This is a genomic window from Paenibacillus sp. N3/727, assembly GCF_022637315.1.
GTDB classification, from domain to species: domain Bacteria; phylum Bacillota; class Bacilli; order Paenibacillales; family Paenibacillaceae; genus Paenibacillus_AQ; species Paenibacillus_AQ uliginis.
The window spans coordinates 3,024,342-3,042,215 of sequence record NZ_CP093336.1 but is presented as its reverse complement, the minus strand read 5'-3'; the positions used below and the strand labels follow the sequence as shown (position 1 = coordinate 3,042,215).

The 17,874-nt window shown below is 39.6% G+C and carries 15 protein-coding genes; 12 read left to right on the top strand and 3 right to left on the bottom strand.

What is annotated here, in order from left to right:
* Positions 1–26: 26 nt before the first annotated feature.
* The gene (locus tag MNQ98_RS13900) at positions 27–1,238 is read left to right on the top strand and encodes a macrolide family glycosyltransferase (protein ID WP_241933694.1); all 1,212 of its coding nucleotides are present in this window, start codon (positions 27–29) and stop codon (positions 1,236–1,238) included.
* 162 nt (positions 1,239–1,400) lie between these two features.
* Here MNQ98_RS13900 and MNQ98_RS13895 read toward each other — a convergent pair whose 3' ends face one another.
* Positions 1,401–2,099: a helix-turn-helix transcriptional regulator gene (locus MNQ98_RS13895; protein WP_241933693.1), complete on the bottom strand. Its 699-nt coding sequence runs from the start codon at positions 2,097–2,099 to the stop codon at positions 1,401–1,403.
* A 1,040-nt stretch (positions 2,100–3,139) separates the two neighbouring features.
* Here MNQ98_RS13895 and MNQ98_RS13890 point away from each other — a divergent pair.
* The 9 genes from MNQ98_RS13890 to MNQ98_RS13850 all read left to right on the top strand — a co-directional run bounded on the left by MNQ98_RS13890 (position 3,140) and on the right by MNQ98_RS13850 (position 14,174).
* Positions 3,140–4,600 carry an Msr family ABC-F type ribosomal protection protein gene (locus tag MNQ98_RS13890; protein ID WP_241933692.1) on the top strand — a complete coding sequence of 487 codons (1,461 nt, stop codon included), beginning with the start codon at positions 3,140–3,142 and terminating at the stop codon, positions 4,598–4,600.
* A gap of 42 nt (positions 4,601–4,642) precedes the next feature.
* On the top strand, positions 4,643–5,860 hold the full coding sequence (locus MNQ98_RS13885; RefSeq protein WP_241933691.1) for an MFS transporter: 1,218 nt from the start codon (positions 4,643–4,645) through the stop codon (positions 5,858–5,860).
* An 896-nt stretch (positions 5,861–6,756) separates the two neighbouring features.
* Positions 6,757–7,251, top strand: coding sequence for a hypothetical protein (locus MNQ98_RS13880; RefSeq protein WP_241933690.1), 495 nt, complete (start codon positions 6,757–6,759; stop codon positions 7,249–7,251).
* 216 nt (positions 7,252–7,467) lie between these two features.
* Positions 7,468–8,139: a response regulator transcription factor gene (locus tag MNQ98_RS13875; protein WP_241933689.1), complete on the top strand. Its 672-nt coding sequence runs from the start codon at positions 7,468–7,470 to the stop codon at positions 8,137–8,139.
* 143 nt (positions 8,140–8,282) lie between these two features.
* Positions 8,283–8,765, top strand: coding sequence for an MMPL family transporter (locus MNQ98_RS13870; protein ID WP_241933688.1), 483 nt, complete (start codon positions 8,283–8,285; stop codon positions 8,763–8,765).
* Between the two features lie 474 nt (positions 8,766–9,239).
* The gene (locus tag MNQ98_RS13865) at positions 9,240–9,452 is read left to right on the top strand and encodes a DUF6366 family protein (RefSeq protein ID WP_241933687.1); all 213 of its coding nucleotides are present in this window, start codon (positions 9,240–9,242) and stop codon (positions 9,450–9,452) included.
* A gap of 984 nt (positions 9,453–10,436) precedes the next feature.
* Complete coding sequence (locus MNQ98_RS13860; protein ID WP_241933686.1) at positions 10,437–10,721, top strand: hypothetical protein; 285 nt, start codon at positions 10,437–10,439, stop codon at positions 10,719–10,721.
* A gap of 17 nt (positions 10,722–10,738) precedes the next feature.
* Complete coding sequence (locus tag MNQ98_RS13855; protein ID WP_241933685.1) at positions 10,739–11,095, top strand: hypothetical protein; 357 nt, start codon at positions 10,739–10,741, stop codon at positions 11,093–11,095.
* A gap of 1,126 nt (positions 11,096–12,221) precedes the next feature.
* Positions 12,222–14,174 carry a restriction endonuclease gene (locus MNQ98_RS13850; RefSeq protein ID WP_241933684.1) on the top strand — a complete coding sequence of 651 codons (1,953 nt, stop codon included), beginning with the start codon at positions 12,222–12,224 and terminating at the stop codon, positions 14,172–14,174.
* 28 nt (positions 14,175–14,202) lie between these two features.
* Here the strand turns inward: MNQ98_RS13850 and MNQ98_RS13845 are convergent, their stop codons facing one another.
* Entirely contained in the window at positions 14,203–14,898 is a 696-nt protein-coding gene (locus MNQ98_RS13845; RefSeq protein ID WP_241933683.1) for a GNAT family N-acetyltransferase, read from the bottom strand.
* Positions 14,822–15,400 carry a TetR/AcrR family transcriptional regulator gene (locus MNQ98_RS13840; protein ID WP_241933682.1) on the bottom strand — a complete coding sequence of 193 codons (579 nt, stop codon included), beginning with the start codon at positions 15,398–15,400 and terminating at the stop codon, positions 14,822–14,824. The genes MNQ98_RS13845 and MNQ98_RS13840 overlap by 77 nt, the downstream gene beginning before the upstream one ends.
* Before the next feature lie 1,116 nt (positions 15,401–16,516).
* On the opposite strand from MNQ98_RS13840, the gene MNQ98_RS13835 reads away from it, so the two are divergent.
* Entirely contained in the window at positions 16,517–17,047 is a 531-nt protein-coding gene (locus tag MNQ98_RS13835; protein ID WP_241933681.1) for a GNAT family N-acetyltransferase, read from the top strand.
* Positions 17,048–17,509: 462 nt separating this feature from the next.
* A complete protein-coding gene (locus MNQ98_RS13830; RefSeq protein ID WP_241933680.1) occupies positions 17,510–17,779 on the top strand; it encodes a CD3324 family protein in 270 nt (89 codons plus the stop codon).
* Positions 17,780–17,874: the final 95 nt, after the last annotated feature.

The following is a 17,874-nucleotide window of genomic DNA, read 5'->3' as shown; positions in this document are numbered from 1 at the left end:
AATTATTACATTGGGAGGTAAAAAAGATGGCACGTGTGTTAGTTGTCATTACACCGGCTGAAGGCCATGTGAATCCGTCATTAGGATTAGTTACTCAGTTGATTGACAATGGCGAGGAAGTTGTCTATGTGTGTACGGAGGAGTACCGTTCCCGAATTGAACAAACCGGAGCTCAGTTACTTACCTATCCATTTCCGCAAGATGCCTTCTCTCATGATCCGGTTTTGAAACCGCAGGAGTACAAGCATCCTTATCAGTTCATTTATATGATGGTAGGCGGGATCATTCGGAGGATGATCCCCAATGTGCTTCGAGTGATTGAAAATCAAAAATTCGATTATTTGATCTTTGATTCCCTGATGGGCTGGGGAGGGACTATTCTTGCAGAAAAGCTGGGAATTCCTGCGGTGTGTTCAATCGCCTCCTTTGCTTTCGTAGAACCTTTAGGGGCTGGCCAAAGCTCGAATGACAAGGAGTCAGATACTGAGGGACTGTATGAGACCACGATGAAAATAACTCGTGAGTTAGCCCTAGAGTTTCAAGTGAGGATTCCAGCGCTGGAAGAGATTCCGGCACATGCAGGTCGGTTAAAGCTCGTATATACAAGCCGTTATTTTCAGCCGCAGGCAGAAAAACTGGACGATAGTTTTATTTTCACTGGTCCTTCAATCATACCGCGCCAAGATGCTCCGACCTTCTCGTTCGAGCTGCTTCGTGAACGTTACCCGCAAACCGTGTACATTTCCATGGGCACCATTTTAAATAAAAACTTGGATTTCTATCGGCTTTGTTTTGAAGCATTTGGAGATTTGCCGGTGAATGTTGTTCTATCTTCAGGAAGATACACTTGTATGGAGCCGCTGGCTGATCGGATTCCTAACAATTTTATCGTCAAGCCATACATTGCGCAGCTGGATATGCTGCAGTATACGGATGTTTTTATTACACATGCTGGAATGAACAGTACGAGTGAGGCACTTTATAACAACGTCCCTTTGGTGATGATTCCACTAACTTCGGACCAGCCTCTTGTCGCCAATCGGGTGCAGGAGTTGGGAGCGGGTGTCACTTTAAATAAACATACGCTAAGCGCAACTGATTTGAGAGAGGCATTAACAGAAATTTTGAGCAATCCGCTTTATAAAAAGCAGGCTCACCTCATCGGTGAATCTTTACGGAATGCCGGCGGTTACAAGCGGGCCGCAAAAATGATTATGAATCATTTTGCTAAAGTGTAATCCTCTTTAGAGACACCATTTCTAGACTCCAGTGCCAGAGGTTTTGGAATTACCACACTTTAAAAAAACTATAGTTTAGGTAAATCTTACTCCTATTAAAAACGAAATAACCCTGTACACTAAATAGCACAGGGTTATTGTATTCTGATGAAAAATGCTAGATTAAATATATGGCGAGATGTTAGGATTCGTTGACTGATTCTTTGTAGCCATTTTTTGAACCCTGTAAACGCAGCTTCTTCCTCCGGATAAAATATATTCAACCCGCTCAACAGTTACGTCGATTCCAAGAACTTGATGAAACAACTGTAATTTGTTTTTACATAATCCGGTACATGTCGCAGCAGCTTCACAAATCGGACAATGCTTCTCAATAAACAAAAAACATCCATCTTCTTCTTGCTTGATCTCAGCCATATACCCTTCATTGGTCCGAATCTCCGCCAGTTTCTCCAACCTTTCTCTGGTGACGGAAGTGTCGCCAATGTAATTCAGATACTGTTTTTGCATTTTTTTATTCCGGACAGCCAGCAGTTTATCCATGCCTTCGCTTCCAAAAGCCTCTTTCATCGAGTGGATCAGACTGAGTGATAAATCCGAATATCCGCTTGAAAAAAAGCGATCAGCCGCAGGCGTTAATTTCCATAGTTTGGTTGGTCGGCCCATCGGACGAGCCTCTTCTTCGTATGTAACCAACTCTTCTTCTTGCAAGGCATTTAAATGTTGGCGAATCGCCATTCCGTTCAGGGAAAAATGATCGGAAAGGGCCACAACATCCATACCTGCATGTTCTTTTAGTAAATTGATGATGGCTCTCCGAGTATTCATGGAGGCATCTTTTTTATTTTGATTTTGTCTCAATGCAGACCTCCACTGTAAAACCTTGATAATGACGTGAATGTGTACATTTTTAATTACGGAATCAGATCATGTATGAACTGACACCCAAAGGGGCTGCGCTTGCTGCTTTCATTCCCGGTCTAATGAACTGGATTACCTATGAACATGAATAGCTTGTAGGGCTACCTGGGCTTCTATTAATTATGATTTACTAAAATTATGTTATGGAGGGTTACGTAATGATTCAGGTTACCGAAACAGCATCACGAAAAATAACCGAAATTATCAAAAGCGCAAACATACCTAACGCATTTCTAAGGGTTGGTGTTGAAGAGGGGGGATGCAGTGGATTATCGTAAGTAATGTCGGATGACAAGAATATGTTCCGATTGCCGATTTAGGCCAAGAATGTGTTCCGATTACCGACGTATATTATTAATTGGCCGGAGTGTAAGTTGAAAATAAAGCATTAAACTGCCGTGAACATAACAAACGTGATGCTGAGCGCTACGCTATTTTTAGCAGTTCTCATTAATATATAGATGTAATGTATTACATCGTTATAGAAGAGGTTAATGTAAAAGAAAGCAGCTGTCTTAAATTTTACGAACGGAATACGAATTGACAGTTTCAGTCGTCGATGTTACGATGCAACTGAACAATAATCAGGAGGGTTGCGATCAATGTGGTTCACTCTATGCGCTTAAGATAAGCACTCAAGAAAAAGCGAATTTCACCACTTGTGTGGGCTTTTTTTGAGTTGCTTATTTTTGCGCATGAGAACATTGATCGCGATCCGGACGGCATTTTTTTGTGCTTTCTTTCGCTGTGCTCTGACGCGTAATTTATGCAGACCCAAGCCCGCAAATGGACTTGGGTCTGCTTTTTTTATTGTTTGAAATGTTTGGCAAATTGTAGATTCATTAATATTCAGAGAAAAGAGTTATGACGATGCAGGGCAAACACTGGTACTTCTTTATTAGAAGATGCTCCTTTCGCAAATCCGCAGGAAAACCTGTGAACGGAAATCAGAAGCAGTGGTATCGAAGGAGGATAAATTCATGTTATTGATAAAAGCAGAAAGTATATATGTGGAGTATTTGGGGCGCGACGTGCTCGATATCGATCAGTTGGAGTTGTACGATTACGATCGAATTGGTCTTGTTGGGGCGAACGGAGCTGGGAAAAGCACATTGCTCAAAGCGCTGCTGGGCCAAATCTCCTTACAGCAAGGTACGCTCAAGAGGGAAGGGAGTTTCACCTACATTCCTCAGTTGGAAGAGGCGATTGTCCAAGATGTGCAGGATCACGCCATTATGGGCAAATTAGGCGTCGAACGCGTGCAAACGGAGTCCATGAGCGGCGGGGAAGAGACACGGCTAAAGATTGCGCAGGCGCTGTCTGAAGAGGCGCACGGCATTTTTGCCGACGAGCCGACATGCCATCTGGATCGGGAAGGCATCGACTTTCTCGTTAACCGGCTCAAACATTATGCTGGAGCTTTGCTCATCATCAGTCATGATCGCTACTTCCTGGACCGGGTCGTCGATAAGATCTGGGAGCTGAAAGACGGAAGAATTACCGAATATTGGGGTGGATATACCGACTATCTGGCACAAAAGGAAGAGGAACTACAAAGACAGGCTGCCCAATACAAGCAATATGTAGTGGAACGGGAACGGCTGGAACAGGCGATCGAGGAAAAGAAAAGTCAAGCTCGCAAACTTGATCAAAGGACAAAAGGGGCCGACAGAAAAAACAGCACGGATAGCGGCGGACGCCTTGGCCATCAGAAATCCCAAGGCAGCAAGCAGAAGAAGCTCCATAACGCTGCCCAAAATATGGAGCGAAGAATCGAAGCGCTGGGAGAAGTTGACGCGCCCGAAGCCAAACGCAACGTGCAATTCCGTCAGAGCAAAGCGCTGGAATTGCATAATCCATTTCCGATTGTGGGCAAAGATCTCCACAAGCGGTTCGGGGACAAGGTGATTTTCGACAACGTGTCTTTCCAGTTCCCGCTTGGCAGCAAAATCGCGATCACCGGCGCCAACGGGGTCGGAAAAACCACGTTGTTCAACATGATCAGAGATCGCGAGAACGGGATTACGATATCTCCCAAAGCGGAAATCGGATGCTTTGTCCAAACCAGCTATAAGTTCGAGCGGAATCAGAAGGTAATGGCCTTCATGCAGGAAAATTGCGAATACCCCGTTTCGGACATTCGGGCGGTACTTGCGTCAATGGGATTCACGCATCAGGATGTTCGCAAAGAACTAGTCGTATTAAGCGGCGGAGAAATCATAAAGCTCCAGTTAGCCAAATTGCTACTTGGGCGCTACAACATCCTGCTTATGGACGAACCGAGCAATTTTCTGGATATTCCCGCCCTGGAAGCGCTGGAGACTATGATGCAAAATTACCTTGGCACCATCGTATTTATATCCCACGATGCGCGTCTGATTGAGGGCATTGCCGATCAGGTGTACGAAGTAAATAACGATCGGCTTGTTCGATTAAAGTAATGAGAAAATTAGGCGATGAGCAGAATAAAGGAGAAATCATTCATGCATAGACAATGGCAAAAAACCTTCGTATTGATTTTCAGCGGACAAATCTTTTCAATTTTAACGTCCGCTATGGTTCAGTTTTCAATTATCTGGCATTTGACCGAGACAACAGGTTCGGCTGCCGTGTTGATGATCGCAGGTCTCGCCGGCTTCATGCCGCAAGCACTCCTGGGCCCGTTCATCGGTGTCTGGCTTGATCGATGGAATCGTAAGCTTACGATGATGGTTGCGGATAGCGTCATTGCGTTTTCCAGTTTGGTTATGGGCGCCTGGTTCTTATGGGGCGATCCGAGTTTGGGGGGCGTATATGCGATACTGTTCATTCGATCAGCAGCAACATCCTTCCATGCTCCGTCGTTCCAGGCCGCGATTCCGCTGATTGCGCCGGAGGAACAATTAACTAAGGTAGCCGGCTGGCATCAGTTGGTGTTCTCGGCGTCCACCGTGCTCGGACCGGCGCTTGGAATAGCGGTTTACTCGGCAACTTCCTTAGGATTGGTACTGCTCTTGGATGTGGCGGGCGCTCTATTGGCTAACTTTATGCTGCTGCTGGTCAAGATTCATCAACCGAAGCAGAAGGCCGTTCAAGCGCCTTCGTTTCGAAAGGAATTTACTCTCGGCTGGAAAGCGTTCCTTTCTGTGAAGCCTGTTGTCACGATTACGGTCGCAATGGCTGTCTTTAGCGTCGTTTTTATGCCTCTTGCCATGCTTTTTCCCCTGATAACGCTGTCGCATTTTAACCGCGGGGGCTATAGCGCCAGCTTGATTGAGGCGGTGTTCGGCATTGGTATGATACTTGGCGGCGCATTGTTGTCGGTTCTTGGTTCTAAATGGAGGGATTCCACGTATATGAGCCTTAGTTTGGGTGCGATTGGATTCGCCTGCGTCCTGAGCGGGGTGGTCGGAAGTGAAGCGTTCCTTGCTTTTGCCGTCTTGTCTTTCATCATGGGTGCAGCTGCGCCTTTGTTCAATGGTCCCTATATGGCGATGATTCAGAAGTCATATGAACCTGAAAAATTAGGGCGCGTTCTCTCATTTGTCACGAGCATTGGACTGTTGGCCTCCCCGATCGGACTGGCGCTGGCGGGACCGGTCGTCGAACGTTTCGGGGTTCAAATGTGGTTCTTTTGGTCGGGGATTGTCGTGGCTTTGATCGGAATTTATCTATTCCTCAAGTTTCATAGAACAGGCAAAGAGCAAAGACTCGATCAGTAATCGAAAAGATCATCTCATCCGTATCTCGGCTTTAGTGCACTAGAATAGGGGCAGTCTAAGACTTTATTTTAGGGTCCTAGGCTGCCTTCAGTTTTAAGTAAAATAGAGGAAGTGAGGGAATCGGAACATATTCTTGTCATCCGACGACGACAATGACTGAAATGATTGTCGGGGGACAAGAGCATGATCCCATTGAAAGTCGCTATATTAGCGGCTTTTTTATTTTATCGGTACAAGTTCTTGTCCCGAGCCAAGGACAAGAACTTGTACCGATTGCCGTAAAGGACAGGAACATAGCCCGATTACCGATTAGATAAGTATCTAACTACATTTCACTGTTCTAGTTCATAAACAAATGGACAATTTGTGTTAAAGATAGTCATGTATCGGCTGAATGCTGTAAAGGAGAAGGAATTATCGGGATTTGGTGGAATAATGTGAGTTGGCTTTTGGTCAGTAAGTGGGTACGAGAGGTTTTGATGGATGTACGGTAACATAGGGAGAATTAGTTTGTGGTAGTGAAGTAATTGTTGATTTGCATAATTATTTTATATTTCGTAGTAACCTTGTTGTGCATCACTTATCATGATGGTATCAGAGTACTGGGGGAAGAATAATATGAAAAATTTGATTATATTATCATCCTGAAAGAATAAAATCTGCTCGAAGTCCACTTATCATGAATTCAACACATCATCATTCAATTGCTTACTTCGTCCGTATTATTGAGAAAACTGCTCTAGAATGTACAGAGGAACTCGAAAGAATTTTAACAGCGTATGAAGAAGCTCATAACTGGTATGTAGAGAATTGATTCGAAGTAAGTAAGGAACCTTCATATTGGGATATTGTGAAAAATTCCAACCAAAATGAAAAATAAAAAAGGGTACAGATCGTTGCGGGAAGGTCTTCTTTCTTGGGCACAAACCTTCCACTTGACTGGATTTAATGATTTTTATTTTGAATTGGCATTGTGGGCTATTGCAGAATATTATGTAAGTTGTTTAGATATTGAACGAAAAAAAAGGTTGAAAGAAGCTAAAGAATTCTGCCAGAAGATTGGGCGGTCTGAAGATGATTATTGGAATTTGATGATTACGACAAAGCCTTATCACGAAAGATTATCACTAAGTGAATCTGTTTGTTTCGAAAAAGAATTAGATACACACGAATTAGAAGAAACAAGGCATCCAATTGTTCATGGTTTTTTCGATGCAAATACTCCTTTTGTATTTGCTGATTTAACCGATTTAGGAAATGAATTCTTCAAAGAGGTTTTCCCCAAATGGTCTGCGTATATTGATCGTGGCGGAGATATTCAAAAAAACAACCATTCTTTTAAAAGGATTGAACAAGCTGCAGATGTAGCTCTTACCATTAGAAGCCGCTGATTACGCGGCTTTTTTGTGTTAACGCAGTCTATCCACCCTTTGTGGGGATAAGAAGCTAGAGCGATTGGATTAGTTATGAGGGGAATCTGGTGGCAACCTGGCTAAGCATATGATAACTAGACCGGTAAGAGTAAATGGGAATATTATCCGCAGTGGACTCACAAACCTATTAAATATGTTACACTATTCCATATTTGTCCACCCGTGGAGGAACTTATGAAGCTGTTGATCGTAGAGGCTGATATTGGGATTTCGTATACAATTGCAAGAGTTATGCAGGATGAAGGCCATAAGGTTACGGAGTGTCATAACGGAGAAGAGGGCTTGCATCACGCATTATACGGCGAGTTCGATTTAATTATTTTAGATATTATGCTGCCTAAGGTTGATGGATTTACGTTCATCGAAGAGCTGAGGAAGCAAAGAGTGGATACCCCGATTCTTTGTCTGACAGCAAAAGACGGATTGAACGACCGGGTAAAGGGATTGACGATCGGAGCGGATGATTATGTGGTGAAGCCATTCGAAATTCCAGAGCTGATCGCCAGAGTTAAAGTGCTGCTGCGCCGTTATGGCAAGGTTAATCAAGAAGAGCAGATTAGCTACGGTCCGATTGCTATTCAAGTTAGAAATCGAACAATAACGGTCACAGGAGAAGAGCTGACTTTAACAGAAAAGGAATATGAGCTGCTTGAGTACCTGCTCATGAATAAAGAGCAGATCGTGACGAAGGAGCAAATCTATTACCGAATCTGGGGACTCGATTCGGAAGCGGGAATTGGCATCGTTGAGCTATATATCCATTATCTTCGGAAGAAGTTGTCTTCATGGCATGACAATAGTGAAGATACGATGTCTAATAACATAAAAGTGGCTACATTGGGGTGAAGTAAGTTCCAGCCAATTTCAACGTCTTCCCTTATGGGAATGCCCAAAAGTACTTACTATGAATGCCCACATGTACGATTTCATAACGCTGCCAAAATCGCTATAATGACAAATATTCATCCAAGTAGAGGAAGGTGATTAGAATGGCAGCGTTTTTATATAGGCTTGGAATGTCGGCTGCTAGAAACAAAAAGAAAGTCTTGTTTGGAAGTTTGGTGGTACTCCTCATCACCGTTTCCCTTGGGCTGGGAATGGGTATTCATTTAAACGGTGAAATGACCATTCCTGGCACCAAATCCGAGGAAGCGATGAATGTATTGAAAGTAGAGTTCTCGCAAGGTACAGAGCCTGAAGGCGGTACGATTCAAGTAATATTCAAAGCTCCTGAAGGTCAAACGTTGGAATCAGAAGTAACGCAAAACATTATCGCTAAGACGCTAGAGTCCATATCTAAGGACACTGAGATCGCATCGATCGTCAGCCCATACGAGGGAGGTACGATCAGTTATAACAGAGAGATTGGATACGCGGTAATCACGTTCAAATCAGAGGCTTTACAAGTCACGGATGCATCTAAAAAGCTCGTATTGGAAAGTGTGGAGCAAGCGCGCAGCGAGGGTGTCTAATGACACAAAAGTGACTACATTTATGATTTGAGTAAAGCTTGATTTATCAGGCTTTTTTTATTTTTATGTAGAGTAATTTGTGTCATCAAAAAATGCACAAAAGTGGCCACATTGTAGGATTTTGACTCAAATATGACTACATTATAGGGTAGCCTCCATAGAAGCACTAAAAGAAGACACCGAATCCACCTTTCTGCTAATGGAAAACGAGAATTCGAAGGTGTTAAATGATGAATGATTCAAATATAAAGGAAGTCGCCGAAGAGCTACATAATGCCTTTCACGCTTTAAATTCTTCAATTGTCGAGGACAAGAACATGAGCCGATTACCGATTAGATAAGTATCTAACTATTTTTCCATGCAATTTCACAATTAAATCCCATTAAATAACATAATAGTGTTATAATTATATTACTTCATCAATATAGTGGTATTGGATATCTAATTAAAATTTTTTACCTAGGGGGTAAATAATGAGCAATGATTATGAAACTCCTGAAAGAACAAGAGAAAGACTAAGACAAGAAGAATTGAAAAATAATCCATTTGGTCATATGAAAGACGGAATTGATAGGGCTCAGTATGGTAGTTTAGTCGATTTAGTAGGTAGTTTAGGTTGGAAAGGCACTTTAGTATTAATCATTGTTATTATTGTTGGTCTTTTATTAGTTGCGCAATATTTTTAAGTAAGAGAAATTTTTAGTGAGTAAACCAATAAGTTTTAGCCCGCAGTAACTGTATACTGGGGAGACTAGAAGCTGGCTTTTTCGCCAGCTTTTTTGGTTTTCTATTAGCAGATAATGAACCCTTAATTTTGGAACAATTCTTTTGTCGGGGGACATCAGTATTGCTGTCTAATGACACAAATGTGACCCCATTGTAGGATTTTGACACAAAATTGGGTACATTGTGGAGGACCTTTGTCGATTAGGTGTTCCAACGAAGAACGTTATCTACCTGAGCCAAGTCATTCGAATGGAATTTATTGACTAACAAAGAATACTAAAATATATTTGCATTAAATCCGAAAGCATCAGTAATCAGTAAAAAGAGCCCATAGGTAAAGCATCCCACAGGCTCTTTTCTTATGTGAACATCTTAAAAGGGAGGATGCAGCAAGCGAAGAATCAAGCCGTACTCCTCGTCAGTCTTTGAAATAGGAATCGCTTACTCATCAAACTTTAGCACCCGGACTTCCTTTTTTTCATTTCATTATAGAAGTTCTTGTCATTTGCTCAAGACAAGAACTAGTACAAGAATCTCTATACAATCCCGATTGCAAGGAGTACACGAGTTATTAAACTAACGGCAGGATAGTTTGAATTCTCCTAGATATAAAAACTCGTCCGGCACATGGCAGGATGTTAATGGTGGACTAAGCTCAATCCAATACAACAACAGCAGCCGACAAATAGGGGGGGGGGGAAACATTGTTAATGTTTTTACGGATATTATTTTCAATTATCACAGTAGCAGTAGCAGGTTATGGGATAATATCAAATATATTAAAGGGGAAGCATCTGCTTCGCTGTTTGCAGGTGGTAAGATAGTCATGGAACTTAAAAGACAATGTTATAAAAATCTATGCTGCAGCAGGACCAAATGGACAAATAGGTGCTTCTGGAGCTATTACAGCAGGTTTATCTGTCACTTCTGATACTAATAATAGGATGTCTCCGAAATCTTATAATGTTGGAGCTTCAGGAGGAGTTATTTTTGTCGGTGAAGCATCTCTTAAGTCGGATTCTAAGTACATTGAGATGAGTGTTGGAGGAGGTGCTGGAGTTTCAGCTCAAGTTATGTTAATCCCGATTGACGCCTCACTAGAAAAAGAATATTATGTTGAAGTTGAAGTTCCATTTAACTTAGGTAAAGAGGTTCTATTATATCCTCATTACGTTGGAGCACCTAACGCAGAAGAGTGGATGAATATGTTGAATGGAAATGGGTGGTAATCGTTTAGTAAGAGGTGATGAACATAAATAAAAAAATTAAAGTTTTTATGATAATCGTAATAGGATTTGTTGTTTTTATATCTATAACCTTAATAGCATCTTTGTTGGTTTTGGATTACAAACATAAAGCAGAAATTACAAGAGTAATTAATGAAAAAGAAGGAGTTATAACCGAAATTGATAAAGTAGATAGTGACTTGTCACCTTTTAAGAATGAAAGCAATAGAAATAATGTAATTTATAAGGTGACTTATGAAGTAGAGGGAAACTCGAAAGTAGCCTGGTATAGAGGGGTCAAAACAGTTAACAACATTCATGACCAGAGCCCTGGACCATACGGCAATGGTTTCGGGGAACGATGGTTATTTGAATAATCAGGAGTATACCTCCTAAGAATTAGAGAAGACAGCCGAGTTTTCCTTATCAATTGTCGGATGACAAGAACATAGACCCATTGAAAGTCGCTATTTTAGCGGCTTTTTTGTTTTATCGGTAAAAGTTCTTGTCCCGAGTTGAGGACAAGAACTTTTACCCTTTGCCGTAAAGGACAAGAACATGTTTCTATTACCGATTAGACCAATATCTAATTATTGTTCAACAATTTTTTATAAAATCAATCAAATAGGCTTAGCAGACTAGAGAAGCTCCTAATTACAGAAAATAATGTTGTCGGGTGACAAAAACATAGTAACATTAGAAGCCGCTGACCAAAAGCCTCACATTACAAGACGCTATAAAATTTGAACAATTCGCTGCAAATCGTAACCTTAGTGAATGAGACTCATTAATTACTACACTCTTCCTGTTATTAGGACTTCGGGTCTCGGAACTTGTGAATATTGATTTAGAGCATTTTAATGAAGATTCTCTAACAATTATAGGCAAAGGTAATAAGGAAAGAAAACTCGTATTGACACCAAAGATCCTACGTGCTCTTGAAATTTTATAAGCCTGTTAGACAAGCGATCCTTGTAAAACGCAATAGACAAGAGAAAACTACATTATTTATATCTCAAAAACAAGGAAAACGATTAACAAGAAGATCCGTGGAAATAATTATTGAGACCATTGCAGGTGAGGCTAGAGTAAAAGCAAACGAAGCAAACAACCAACTACACTTCACAAGTTAAGACATACTTGCGCAACAGTCTTATACAATGAAGGTGAAGGAGCAGATGTCACGCAGATTCTAAAACAACTACGATATAAACAAAAGTCAATATAGAGAAAATGCGAAAAATTGTAACTTCAAACCCTTTAGAATCAACATAAAAATATACTAAGAATATTGACACTGATATATCCCTTTTATGTTTTGATCTATAGTTGTGCCATGAACTTTTACATCCATTTCAGAAATACGAAGGAGCGGAACCCATATGAAAACCGTTCCTCGTTCTTGCATTTGGAAAAGGTTTATGTATCAGCGAATGTAGTGAATTGTGGATAATCATGGTAAACTTATGTTAAAAGTTCTTCATTAAAGCGGGGTAAGTGAACATGTTCTATAAGAATGAGGATGACCGTGTAGTTTTTGCAGAATGTGAGAAGTGTGGCTATGAATTTAAATTTGTTAAGTATAGTGGACTTCTTCTGAGTGAGGGTGATACTTACAAGGTAAGTAGAAGTATTTGTTGTTACAACTGTAAAGAAGAATCAAATATTATAATAAATATTGAGGCTAAGCTCAAGGAGAAAAGAGAATCCGAACGAATACTAAAAGAGGAAAAAGTAGAACCAGGGTTAAAACATTTCAAACAATTGCAAGAATCAGAGAAAACAAAAGTTATGCTTGAAGATGTTACATGGTTCAACGAGGAAAATAAGTTACAAGTGGGTGGTTGGAAATGCAACCTTATTCTCGATGATAACACTCTTCTTTTCACACTTCCCATAAATCACTGTTCATATCTAGACAAAAGAACAGTTATACTTAACCCTGATGAGAATTATCATGTAGAAGTGTTTGATCGGGAAACAAATAATGAGGTTATCATAAAGAAAAGATCTGGGGAGATCTTGCTGTATTTATACACGGATCGAAACAAATTTCGAGAAAAGAACAATCAGCAAGCAGATGCAATTGTGCGTCATATACAAGTTTTTAATAAGTTAAACTCAAAAACTAGTGAAGATATAAGAAATGCTTACGATGTGTATGGTGCAGAGTGGCCAGGAAAACTCTACCTAGACCCTCTAGGATTAACAATTCACTGGGAAGATGGATCTGTATTTACGACAATGGATAGCGTGTGCACGCCATTCGAAATCATAACAACAAGTCAATCACCATGGTCTTTTATTAAATATGAAATACCAGTAAGAGAAGACTTGCTCCGCTTTTACATCATTCAGAATGGTTCAACTCTTGTCACTTTTATGCTGAACATAGGGAAATTTAATTTCGATTGTTTTGGAGTTAATCTTTTAATAAAAGAAAAAATAATGAACCATTTTGATCAGGTAAATAAGACACTAAGGGAACAATTTATTGATAGAATTATTTCAAATATTAGTTGCGATCCAGAATTACAGACATTGTCTTTGAATTTTGTAAAGAAATACGATAAGTCTTTATTTTTTGATATTAATTTTATTATTGAGTTTGAGAAGCAGTTAATAAAAGAATTTGGTGATTTAGGAGATACACTGTTATACACGTCCGGCAGGATACTTGATGTGGAAAACGGATACTACCTTAAAGTTCAAGATTTTTTATACAACAGCTTTCTTATGTTTTCAAAACTCGTACATAAACGAATGAAAAATTCATCCCAACTTGAATCGGTCTTCTCAAGCTTATTTCTTTTGCGAAGGGGGGCTGCCGATTATTATTATGAAGAATTCGGAAGAGATTATAAAGAATTGATCACAGTCGTTGATCAATTTTCGAGAGAAGAAATGGTGTATCTCTTCTCTAAAGATGAGCTTTCTACGGATAGCAAGGAGGAAATTGCTAAATTAACATACATACTGTTACGACATGAGAAATTCAGCAACGATAATTTTTTTGATGCGTATCAATGGGTAAGTTCTCATATAAATACAATAAGAGAAAACAAGGAGATTTTCGATTTTGAGAATAGTCTTTTAGAGCTGGAGCAGACCAAAAATAAAAAAGAAATTACTATTGATGATATTGATATGATGTCCGGTAGGGAATTCGAGTTATTTATCTCGGACTTATTTATAAAAATGGGTTACACGGCCACTGCAACAAAATCATCGGGCGATCAAGGAATCGACGTTATAGCCGAAAAAAACGCCAAAAGATATGGAATACAAACGAAATGTTATTCAGGTTCTATTTCCAACAAGGCAATACAAGAAGTGTCTGCCGGTTTAAAGTTTTATAATTTAGACAAAGGAATAGTAATTACAAATAACTTTTATACCGAATCAGCCATCGAGCTCGCTGCGTCGAACGGAATGGCCCTGTTTGAGTTTAACTAGAGTTTTTACTTGAAGGGGATGATACCTGCTATATTTCGTATCCGTGTTCTTTTAAATACAACTCACCCGCTTCGCATAGCTCCTCAAGCTCTCGAATGCCCATATATCTATTGTTCCAGGGCGTTACCTTTTCTTCCGTTAGTGAATAGGAGTAGACCAAAGCAGTCCGTTCAAATGTCTCATCATCCGGATTTTCATACCGCTCGCATAGGTCCATAACAGAATCGTACAACCCCAATGCACTCGCATTGTACTTTTCGGATGTATATAGTCTTAAATATTTGAATTTGTTCAGTGATGTAGCTCTTTCGATGGATTGAAGCAGAATTTTTCTTCCAAAGCCTTTGCTCCGCCATTTAGGCAAAACACCGTACCAACTGAGCCACACGGAATCTCTGTCAGCTTCTACAGTATAAATGCCCGAAATCCCTATGGCAGTTTCATTCTCGTACACAATCCAATAAGCATAGCCCGGATCATTGTTATCAATAGAATTTTTGATGTGCAGAATATCAGGCGAATCCGAAAAGATTTCCTTTTGAATGGTATAGGCCAGTTTTAAATTCTGTTGAGTAACTTCTATAAAATGCATGATTGTAGCACCTCGATTAATTTCATTATAGTCGTTGAAAATATTTGCTCTCTTCTTACTTGGAAATTCCTCGCCAAAAGACTGTCCAAGCCGACTCCAGCTTCTCGTTAATTCGCTCTGGACTTGAATCATAGAGTAACTCCAGCATCAAGGCATCAACAATCCCAGTAAATGCACTAGCCGGAATAGAGGGTTGTTCCTTATAGATCTCTTCTTTCTTCATCCACTCAGCGAACTTCGCCTCAAGCATCTCCATGACCTGGTCTTCAATGGCAAAGACTTCATTTAGTATCACATGATAAAGATGTTCGGGCGGAAAGAAGGAGATACGCAGCCAGAATTTCATGCGCTCGTCTAACTGAAATAGTTCTTTAACCATCACTAGATATGCATATAATGATTTCTCCGGCGAATCATTTTTATGATTATTAAAGAACGTAAGCTTTGTGTGCAACTCAACCTCACCGGCATTGCGTATAACCTGAAGAAATAAATCATCTTTGCTTTTGAAATGGGAGTATAAGGATTGCTTCTTCAATCCAACTTCTTCGGCTATTTTCGAAAGAGAAGCCCCTTCATATCCGTGAATGGTAAAGTATTTCAGTGCTGCCCGTTTAATCTCATCACTTTTCATTGAATACCACTCCTTATTCGCTTACGAACGTTCGTAAGTAATCATAGCAGATCAAAGAACATAAATCCATATAATTGAACAGAAAAATAACATGTATAAAGCCCTATAGCCCTCACCTGAATCCAGTCGAAGGATTATGGCTGTGGCTCAAAGCAGATGTGGTCAAAAACGTGTTTTTTGAAAAGTTCTATCGCATTAAGTTGGATGTGAGGCAATTCATAAAGCGAATTAACAAGCATCCGATAGAAATCATTGATCGATTGTTAGTTAGGTTTATGATCTTAATTGCCCTTTATATAGTAAAGCCCTTGACCCCTTTCGCCACAAATCATACAAGTGTAAAATTATTTTTTGTAATTTATGTAGAAATTAGGTTCATTTATAGGGGTGTATTATATGAATTTGAGAAAATTGGGATTATCACTAGTGATTGCTGCTATTGTTGTTGCACCAACTAGTCCTTTTTCAGACTCTAGTAAATATGAGGTCGAGTTATAAATATAGTAAATAAATACTTCAATGCCAAAAAAACCATGATTTAACAACTATGCTTGATATATTTACTGATGGATTGTTCCCTGACAAAAAACAAAAGGACAGTTTTTAGGAGTTTCAGCAAGACAAATAATTTCCTGCGAAGTTTCAGACGTACAAAAGTATTTGATGATAAATACACTGCAAACATCGATGTAACTTATGATGACAATGAAGATTATCCTAAATACCCTGTTCAAATTATTAAAGATGCAGGCACCTGGAAATTAGAGGTAGCACAAGTTTTTTTTATAAAGACAGCAATGATAACTGGTACTATGAAATTGATAGCTTTTTTTATTGATCATTAAAAGTATCACAAAAATGATGCAACGGGTGCACTAATGCAAATAAATTTCGTCCTACAAATGTTACGGTGAACCGTATCACAAATAATGGTAAAGCAGAGAATGATGATAAAGGTTGAAGCGGAATTGATAAATATGCTTTTGGGGGATTAAGCGTAGATAAAACCTATAACCTCTCGTATAATGAAACTATCTTCAAAAATGAAGGGACTGAACTATGCGCAGATGTCAATATTTTCAACCTAACTATTAAAATATAATGGAGGTAAAAGTATTGATTACAGAGTTACACACAGAACGTTTACATTTGAGAAAAATGAAGGTATCGGATTCGTCTAGCTTGTTTAAAGTTTGGTCTGATCCAGATGTTACTAAATTTATGAATGTTAGTTGTTTTACTAATGAAAATCAAGCAAAAGAAATGATTACTCTCCTTGATGATCTTTCTCAAGACAGCAAAGCTATTCGCTTCTCCATAATTAAAATAGAATCCAATGAAATCATAGGTTCTTGTGGTTATAATTCCTTGGATTTTGAAAATGCAAAAGCAGAAATCGGATATGACATTGCAAAATCATTTTGGGGAAGAGGATATGCTTCAGAAGCTATCTATTCATTGTTAGATTACGCATTCTCATCTTTAAAGATGAATCGAATCGAAGCAAAAGTTGAACCCGAAAACGTGAATTCAATAAAACTTTTACAAAAGCTAAACTTTACGTTTGAAGGAACACTAAGACAATATGAAAGAGTAGACGGAAAGCTTAACGATCTCAATATCTATTCAAAATTAATATCGGATTGATTTGATTATTCCTGCCTATTTTGAATTGTAAGTAGCATACATGAAAACTTACCGTTACAGAGCGTGGGGAAACCATATCACAAGGCATTAAACTAACGGGGAACGATAGTACAACAGCAGGCTGCCGTTCGTTCCGGCAGCCTGTTCAGCTAACGGGCAGATTAGTTTAATCCTATCTTCAGAAGGAATTCATCATCGTCATGAAGAAATAATTATAGCAAAGTATATATCATCGGAAGAGAGGGATGTCGTTATGAAATGTGTTAGTAAAACTATGCTTCGTGAAATCTCACCGATGCATAATTTCGAGACTCGCTCCATGCAAAGTCTATATGACATTAACGCGGTTGTTTGCATGGAGCCTAACTTTTCTAACCATATAACAAGGAATTAACGGCAAGAAACCGTTTGTCATGTAGGCTTTGCAACTTACCATCGCTATTAGATGAAGGGGCGAAGCCAATGAAATATGTTTCAGCAAGCGAGATTTTACCAGAAAATTTACTTCGTGAAATACAAAATTATATACAAGGCAAGACTTTATATATCCCCGCAACCAAAGGATGTAGAAAAAAGTGGGGACATGAGTCAGGGCAACGTGAATTTCTTTTGAACCGAAACGCAGAGATTCGGAAGCTTTTCCGGCAGGGTATGAATGTGGATCAACTCGCGAGTTCCTACTGCCTATCCCATGACAGCATTAAGGAGATTGTTTATAAAACGAAGGCATAACAAAAGGCTCGCGTTGGATAAAACCAACACGGGCCTTTTGTTATGTAAGAAATGAATAGACGAATACTCTGCCTATAAAGGATGCAATATTCACT

Coding starts and splice junctions, on each gene's coding strand:
- MNQ98_RS13900 (WP_241933694.1), top strand. CDS start 27: ATGGCACGTGTGTTAGTTGTCATTACACCGGCTGAAGGCCATGTGAAT.
- MNQ98_RS13890 (WP_241933692.1), top strand. CDS start 3,140: ATGTTATTGATAAAAGCAGAAAGTATATATGTGGAGTATTTGGGGCGC.
- MNQ98_RS13885 (WP_241933691.1), top strand. CDS start 4,643: ATGCATAGACAATGGCAAAAAACCTTCGTATTGATTTTCAGCGGACAA.
- MNQ98_RS13875 (WP_241933689.1), top strand. CDS start 7,468: ATGAAGCTGTTGATCGTAGAGGCTGATATTGGGATTTCGTATACAATT.
- MNQ98_RS13870 (WP_241933688.1), top strand. CDS start 8,283: ATGGCAGCGTTTTTATATAGGCTTGGAATGTCGGCTGCTAGAAACAAA.
- MNQ98_RS13865 (WP_241933687.1), top strand. CDS start 9,240: ATGAGCAATGATTATGAAACTCCTGAAAGAACAAGAGAAAGACTAAGA.
- MNQ98_RS13860 (WP_241933686.1), top strand. CDS start 10,437: ATGTCTCCGAAATCTTATAATGTTGGAGCTTCAGGAGGAGTTATTTTT.
- MNQ98_RS13855 (WP_241933685.1), top strand. CDS start 10,739: ATGAACATAAATAAAAAAATTAAAGTTTTTATGATAATCGTAATAGGA.
- MNQ98_RS13850 (WP_241933684.1), top strand. CDS start 12,222: ATGTTCTATAAGAATGAGGATGACCGTGTAGTTTTTGCAGAATGTGAG.
- MNQ98_RS13845 (WP_241933683.1), bottom strand. CDS start 14,898: ATGATTCAAGTCCAGAGCGAATTAACGAGAAGCTGGAGTCGGCTTGGA.
- MNQ98_RS13840 (WP_241933682.1), bottom strand. CDS start 15,400: ATGAAAAGTGATGAGATTAAACGGGCAGCACTGAAATACTTTACCATT.
- MNQ98_RS13830 (WP_241933680.1), top strand. CDS start 17,510: ATGAAATATGTTTCAGCAAGCGAGATTTTACCAGAAAATTTACTTCGT.